This window comes from Acidovorax sp. KNOB132 (assembly GCF_057541515.1).
Genome location: NZ_BAAJYT010000211.1, coordinates 1 through 6,124, shown reverse-complemented (window position 1 = coordinate 6,124; position 6,124 = coordinate 1). Strand labels below are relative to the sequence as shown.

Below are 6,124 nucleotides of genomic sequence, written 5' to 3'. Positions count from 1 at the left end.
GGCTGCGCGGCCTCGCCGGGCTGCAGGTGCTGGAGGACAGCGTGGCCGCCGGCGGTGCGCAGGGCACCTGGCCCACCCTGCTGGTGCTGCTGCCCCACGCCGCGGCCCGCGAGGCCGCGCTGGAGTCCCTGTGGGGTGCCGGCCTGGGCGTGGGCGTGCCTTTCGTGCACGTGCTGCCCGACTACGGGCGCTACGCCCACCTCGTTTCGGCGGAAGACCGCGCGGCAGGGCTGCCCCAGGCCCGGCGATTCGCCACGCAGGTGCTGTCCATCAGCAACAGCCCCTGGCTGGACGACGCGGGCTTCGAGCGGGTCTGCGCCACGCTGGCGCAGGCGGTGCGGACTCGGCCCCGCGCGCCGTTCAATCCGCCGCCATCGCCAGCTGCCCCAGCAGCACCCGATTGAACGCCGCCTGCTGCGCCTGCCACTGCGGCAGCGCCGCGTCGGCCTGGGCCGTGTCCTGCCCGTCGCCCGCACTGAGCCACCGCTTCCACGCCGTGCGGTAGCGGTGCACGGACACCTCGCCCGTCACGTCGCTGCCCACGAGCTGCCCGCGCAGCGCGGAGATCAGGGCGGCGCCGTGGTGCGCGCCCAGGACGCCCTGGTCCCAGTTGGTGCGCACGACCGAGGGCGAGAACGCGTCCTTGTCGATGCTGAGGTAGGTGGGCTGGCGGTGGGCCGAGAGCACGCGGTACAGCGTGGCGGCGAGCGCGTCGGCATCGGGCAGGCTGCGAAACCGCGCCTGCAGGCCCAGCCAGCGCGCCCAGCGCGTATCCACCCCCACGCTCCAGTAGGTGAGCCGGCCGGCCCGCAACGGCGCGAGGTAGTTCTCCCACGCGTGGCGCAGGCCGATGTCGCCCGAGGTGATGCCGACCACGTGCACGTGCGACACCTGCGGCAGCATCGCCACGCGGCGCACCCACGAGCCGCAGTGCACGCCGAACGGAAAGCGCATGTTGTCCGGGTGGTTGTCCAGCACCACCACGCGCAGGGGCCGCGCGGTGGTGTGCCCGCGCGCGGCGATGCAGCGGGCGATCAGCGGCCAGCTCAGGTGGTGGAAATCGCCACTGCCCATGAAGACCGGGCCGTGGCGGTCGAAGGCCGGCAGCCGGGCGTCGAGCAGGCCGCCGAAGGCCCGGATGCGGGCCAGGCCGCAGCCGAACCGCAGCGCCTCGTGCCAGTCCTGCGCCAGATCGATGCGCCGCTCGTCCGGCAGCGCCCCCGACGGCGCCGTCGAGGTCGAGCACGACCGGTGGCCAGTCGGCCGGTCTCATGCGGCCTCCGCGCGGTCGCGCCACTGCCGGTCGCTCTCGAAGCGCCCGGCGAACCGCCGCGCCAGGGCGCGCAGCACGGGCTGGCGCACGTACACCGCGTGGCGCGTGAAGGTGAAGCGCGCGCCCAGGCTGCGCTTGACCTCCGGGTCCGTCCAGCCGGCGACATAGTGCGTGAGGCCGTGCGCCAGCGCGTATTCGAGGTTTTCCATCCAGCTCACGAAGTACAGGTTGGCCTCGCGCGCTGCCGGGTAGGCCAGCCCGATGTACTTGTCCACCAGGCGGCCGCCATGCACGTAGCACAGGTTCCAGCCCAGCAGCTCGCCCGTGGCGGCGTGGCGGTATTCGAAGGCGATGCCGCCGCTGGACGCATCGCGCAGCACGGCGGCGAAGAAGCCGCGGGTGAGCCGGTCGAAGTGCACCTCGCTCTGCGCGTACACGGCCTCGTACAGCGCGTAGTAGGCATCCACCACGGCGTCATCGGCAAAGGCCTCGCCCGTGGCGATGTGGCGCACCGCCAGCCCCGCGCGGCTGCGCAGCTTGCGGCGCAGGTTCTGGCGCCGGCTGGCGGACAGGCGGCCCAGGTAGTCGGCGATGCTCGCGAAGTCGATGGGCACATAGGCCAGCGCCTGCCCTTCGACCAGCACGAAGCCCTGGCGCTCGCAGGCGTGCGCCAGGGCGGCCGCGTAGGCGTTGTCGGCTTCGGACAGCAGGGGCGACTGTTGCGGCAGGTCCTTGATGATGGCCAGCGCGAAGCGCCGCCCCGGCCCCGCGCGCACGGCCTGCGCCAGGGCTTCGGGCGCGGTGCCATCCGCGGGCAGCGGCGCGTATTCGGTCACCGTGGTGCCCACGAACCCCGTGGCCACCCTCAGCCAGCGGGACCAGCGCGCGAACAGCGGCAGCGCCCGCACCCGGGCCTTGAGGGCATCGTCCGCCGTGGTGAGCAGGTCCAGCGGCGCCGCGAAGGCCGGCGCCGGCAGGCCCTGCAGCACCGTGAAACCCTGCGGCGGGTGCGCCGCGAAGTGCCCGGTCAGCGCCTGCGGCTCGAGCGCGTTGCGCCAGGGCATCAGCTGCGCTTGGCGCGCGTCAGGAGCTGCTCCAGCAGCACCAGGGCCTCGTCGATCTCGGGGCGCGTGATCATGAGCGACGGCGCCAGCGTGATGACGTTCTTGTAGTAGCCGCCCACGTCCAGCACCAGGCCGCGCTTCTGGCCTTGGTATTCGAGATTGCCTTCCAGGCCGATGTCCACCATCTTGTCCAGCAGCGCGCGGTTGGGCGTGAAGCCGTCCTCGGTGCAGATCTCGGCCCGCAACGCCAGCCCCAGGCCGTCGACGTCGCCGATCTCCTTGTGGCGCTTTTGCAGGTCCTTGAGGCCTTCCAGGAAGTAGGCGCCGCTGTCGCGCACCTGGGCGCCGAAGTCCATCTCGTGCGTCATCTTCATCACCTCCAGGCCGAGCGCCGTGCCCAGCGGGTTGGAGGCGAAGGTGGAGTGCGTCGAGCCCGGCGGGAAGATCGTGGGGTTGATCAGTTCCTCGCGCGCCCACAGGCCGGACAGCGCGTTCAGGCCGTTGGTCAGCGCCTTGGCGAACACCAGCACGTCGGGCTTCACGCCGAAGTTCTCGACCGACCACAGCGTGCCGGTGCGCCAGAAACCCATCTGGATCTCGTCCACCACCAGCAGCACGCCGTGCTCGTCCAGCACCTTCTTGAGGCCCTTGAAGAAATTGGCCGGTGGCACCACGTAGCCGCCCGTGCCCTGGATGGGCTCGACGTAGAAGGCCGCGTATTCGCACTGGCGCGTCTTGGGGTCCCACACGGCGTGGTATTCGTTCTCGAACTTGCGCGCGAACTCCTGCACCAGCGATTCGGAGTATTCCTCGGCCGTCATGCCCTTGGGGCGGCGGAAGGGATAGGGAAACGGCAGGAACTGCGCGCGGTCGCCGAAGTGGCCGAAGCGGCGGCGGTAGCGGTAGCTGGAGGTGATGCTGGAGGCGCCCAGCGTGCGGCCGTGGTAGCCACCCTCGAAGGCGAACATCAGGCTCTTGCCGCCGCTGGCGTTGCGCACCACCTTGAGCGAATCCTCGATGGCCTGCGCGCCGCCCACGTTGAAGTGCACGCGGCCCGCGTTGCCCCACTTGGCTTCGGCGTCCTGGGCGATGAACTTCGCCAGCTCGATCTTCGTGGGGTGCAGGTACTGGCTGGCCACCTGCGGCAGGGTCTGCAGCTGGCGGATCATGACCTCTTCCAGCCGCTTGTTCTTGTAGCCGAAGTTCACGGCCGAGTACCACATCTGCAGGTCGAGGTAGGGCGTTCCCTCGGCGTCGTACATGTAGCTGCCGTCGCAGCCGTCGAAGATCTTGGGCGGGTTGACGTAGTGAACGGTGTCGCCGAAGGAGCAGTACTTGGCTTCGTCCGCGAGGAGCTGGGCAGCGTCGATGGTCATGAAAGAAAGACTCCGGAAAAAAGATTTCGGCGAAGTCTGCGCAGCCAACCTTGATCGACTATCGAGCTTTTGTGCGCACTTTGTGCAGACGGCAGGAAAACGCCGCCACGCTCAGGCCGTGCCGCCCGGCGGCAGCGCCGCCTCGGCGTGCCGCAGGTCCACGTTCGCCTGCAGGAAATCCAGCACGGCGCGCGTGCGCGGGGGCAGCCGGTCGGGACGGCCGATGTAGACGGCGTGGATGGGCTCCAGGTCGCCGGCATTGAACGCCTCCAGCACCGGCACCAGGCGCCCGCTCGCCACATCGTCCCAGGCGTGGTAGAGCGACAGCCGGGCCAGCCCCGCGCCCTCCAGCGCCAGTCGGCGCATCACGTCGCCGTCGTTGACGCGGATCGCATGGCCGATGTCCACGGCCACGCGCTGACCTTCCACCATGAAGGGCCAGTGCGGAATGGCGCGCGGGTAGTTCCAGCCCAGGCGCACGTGCCGATGCAGGTCGTCAGGATGGCGGGGCTCGCCGTGGCGCGCGAGGTATTGCGGCGCGGCCACGACGATCTGGCGCGTGTGGCCCAGCAGGCGCGCCACCATGTCCGAGGCGGGCAGCGCGCCCCAGCGGATCGCGATGTCGATGCCCGCGTCCGCCAGGTCCACCACGTGGTCGGTGAAGTACAGGTCCAGGCTGAGACCGGGGTGCAGCGCCCGCAGGCGCGGCACCAGCGGCAGCAGCAGCACGGCGCCCGTGGACGTGCTGGCACCGATGCGCACCGTGCCCCGCGGCGCGCTGCGGGCCGCCACGTCGGCCTCCAGATCGTTCAGGTCGGCCAGCAGGCGCTTGGCCCCCTGGTACAGCTGCGTGCCCTCCGGCGTGAGCAGCACGCGCCGCGTGCTGCGCTGGAGCAATTGCACGCCCAACCGCGCTTCCAGCCGCGACATCGCCTTGCTGATGGCCGAGGGCGACACGCCCAGTTGCCGCGCCGCAGCGGACAGGCTGCCGCGCTCGGCCACCAGCACCAGCACCTCCAGTTCGCCGGACCGGTGGGTTTCGGCCGTGGTGCTGTCGGGCTGGGGCTGGGATCGAGGCATCGGAGGCACTGGACGATGGGGTTCGGGAGGTGGGAAAAAGAAAGCCAAAAGGCCGCCGATTTGTGCCCATGAGGCACAAAGGCCTTTCCATTATTCCCGCTACACAAAAGCCCTTGGGGCCGTCACATTCCAGGCATCGACCCATCTTCGTCCCTGTGGACGCTTTTTTCCATGCCTCTCTCCCTCCTCGCCCTGGCGGCCGGTGCCTTCGGCATCGGCACCACGGAATTCATCATCATGGGCTTGCTCACGCAGGTGAGCCAAGACCTGCACATCTCCATTCCCACCGCCGGCACGCTGATCTCGGGCTACGCCATCGGCGTGGCCGTGGGCGCGCCGGTGCTGACGCTGCTCACGCGGCAGTGGCCGCGCAAGCGCCTGCTGCTGGCCCTGATGCTGATCTTCATCGCCGGCAACGCGGCGGCCGTGGTGGCCCCCGGCTATGGCTGGCTGCTGGCGGCACGCGTGCTGACGGCGCTCACGCACGGCACCTTCTTCGGCGTCGGAGCGGTGGTCGCCACCGGGCTGGTGCCGCAGGAGAAGAAAGCCTCGGCCATCGCGCTCATGTTCTCGGGACTCACCCTGGCCACCCTGCTGGGCGTGCCGGCGGGCGCCTGGATCGGCCAGCACTTCGGCTGGCGCATGGCCTTCGCCGCCGTGGCGGTCGTGGGGGTGGCGGCCCTCGCGATCCTGGCGGCCTTCGTGCCGCGCGATGCGGGCCGGCCGGCCGCCACGCCCCTGCGGCAGGAGCTGGCCGTGCTCGCCCGCGCCCAGGTGTGGCTGGGCCTGGGCATCACGGTGTTCGGCTTCGCCGGCGTGTTCGCGCTCTACACCTATGTGGAGCCGCTGCTCACCCAGGTGACGCACATGGACGGCGCGTGGGTGGCCCTCACGCTGCTGCTGTTCGGCGCGGGCCTGGCGGCCGGCAACCTGCTGGGCGGCAAGCTGGCCGACCGGGGCGTGATGCGGGCGCTGGCGATGTCCATCGGCGCCCTGATGCTGGTGCTGGTGGCCGGCCGCTGGGCCTTCGGCCATGCCGGCGTCGCCATGGCCTACGTGGTGGTGCTGGGCACCGCCGCCTTCGCCACCGTGGCGCCCATGCAGATGCGCGTGCTGCAGCAGGCGGGGCCCGAAGGCGCCACGCTGGCCTCCAGCCTCAACATCTCGGCCTTCAACCTGGGCAACGCCATCGGCGCGTGGCTGGGCGGGCTGGCGATCGCCCAGGGCCTGGGCCTGCTCTCGGTGACCTGGGTGGCCGCCGCCCTCGCGGCGCTGGGGGCTGGCGCTGGTGGGCGCGAGCACCCGCCGCGACGGACGCGCCCCACCGAAGG

5 protein-coding genes and 1 pseudogene are annotated in these 6,124 nt (G+C 71.0%); 2 read left to right on the top strand and 4 right to left on the bottom strand.

Going from position 1 to position 6,124, the window contains the following annotated elements:
- Nucleotides 1-404, top strand: a pseudogene (locus tag AC27IO_RS19025) (hypothetical protein); the annotation flags it as partial.
- Here AC27IO_RS19025 and AC27IO_RS19020 read toward each other — a convergent pair.
- The 4 genes from AC27IO_RS19020 to AC27IO_RS19005 form a co-directional block, all read right to left on the bottom strand.
- Nucleotides 361-1,074 carry an arginase family protein gene (locus tag AC27IO_RS19020; protein ID WP_498740205.1) on the bottom strand — a complete coding sequence of 238 codons (714 nt, stop codon included), beginning with the start codon at nucleotides 1,072-1,074 and terminating at the stop codon, nucleotides 361-363. The pseudogene AC27IO_RS19025 and the gene AC27IO_RS19020 sit on opposite strands and share 44 nt — an antisense overlap.
- Before the next feature lie 195 nt (nucleotides 1,075-1,269).
- Entirely contained in the window at nucleotides 1,270-2,337 is a 1,068-nt protein-coding gene (locus AC27IO_RS19015; RefSeq protein WP_498740203.1) for a GNAT family N-acetyltransferase, read from the bottom strand.
- Entirely contained in the window at nucleotides 2,337-3,713 is a 1,377-nt protein-coding gene (locus AC27IO_RS19010) for an aspartate aminotransferase family protein (RefSeq protein WP_284429642.1), read from the bottom strand. The genes AC27IO_RS19015 and AC27IO_RS19010 overlap by 1 nt, the downstream gene beginning before the upstream one ends.
- A 111-nt stretch (nucleotides 3,714-3,824) precedes the next feature.
- Nucleotides 3,825-4,793, bottom strand: coding sequence for a LysR family transcriptional regulator (locus tag AC27IO_RS19005; protein ID WP_498740201.1), 969 nt, complete (start codon nucleotides 4,791-4,793; stop codon nucleotides 3,825-3,827).
- Between the two features lie 171 nt (nucleotides 4,794-4,964).
- Here AC27IO_RS19005 and AC27IO_RS19000 point away from each other — a divergent pair.
- Nucleotides 4,965-6,124, top strand: a 1,160-nt coding sequence (locus AC27IO_RS19000; RefSeq protein ID WP_498740199.1) for an MFS transporter, incomplete at its 3' end; no start/stop codon positions are given.

Excerpts from the sequence above, each read along its gene's own strand:
- AC27IO_RS19005 (WP_498740201.1), bottom strand. The coding sequence starts at position 4,793 with ATGCCTCGATCCCAGCCCCAGCCCGACAGCACCACGGCCGAAACCCAC.
- AC27IO_RS19015 (WP_498740203.1), bottom strand. The coding sequence starts at position 2,337 with ATGCCCTGGCGCAACGCGCTCGAGCCGCAGGCGCTGACCGGGCACTTC.
- AC27IO_RS19010 (WP_284429642.1), bottom strand. The coding sequence starts at position 3,713 with ATGACCATCGACGCTGCCCAGCTCCTCGCGGACGAAGCCAAGTACTGC.
- AC27IO_RS19020 (WP_498740205.1), bottom strand. The coding sequence starts at position 1,074 with ATGGGCAGTGGCGATTTCCACCACCTGAGCTGGCCGCTGATCGCCCGC.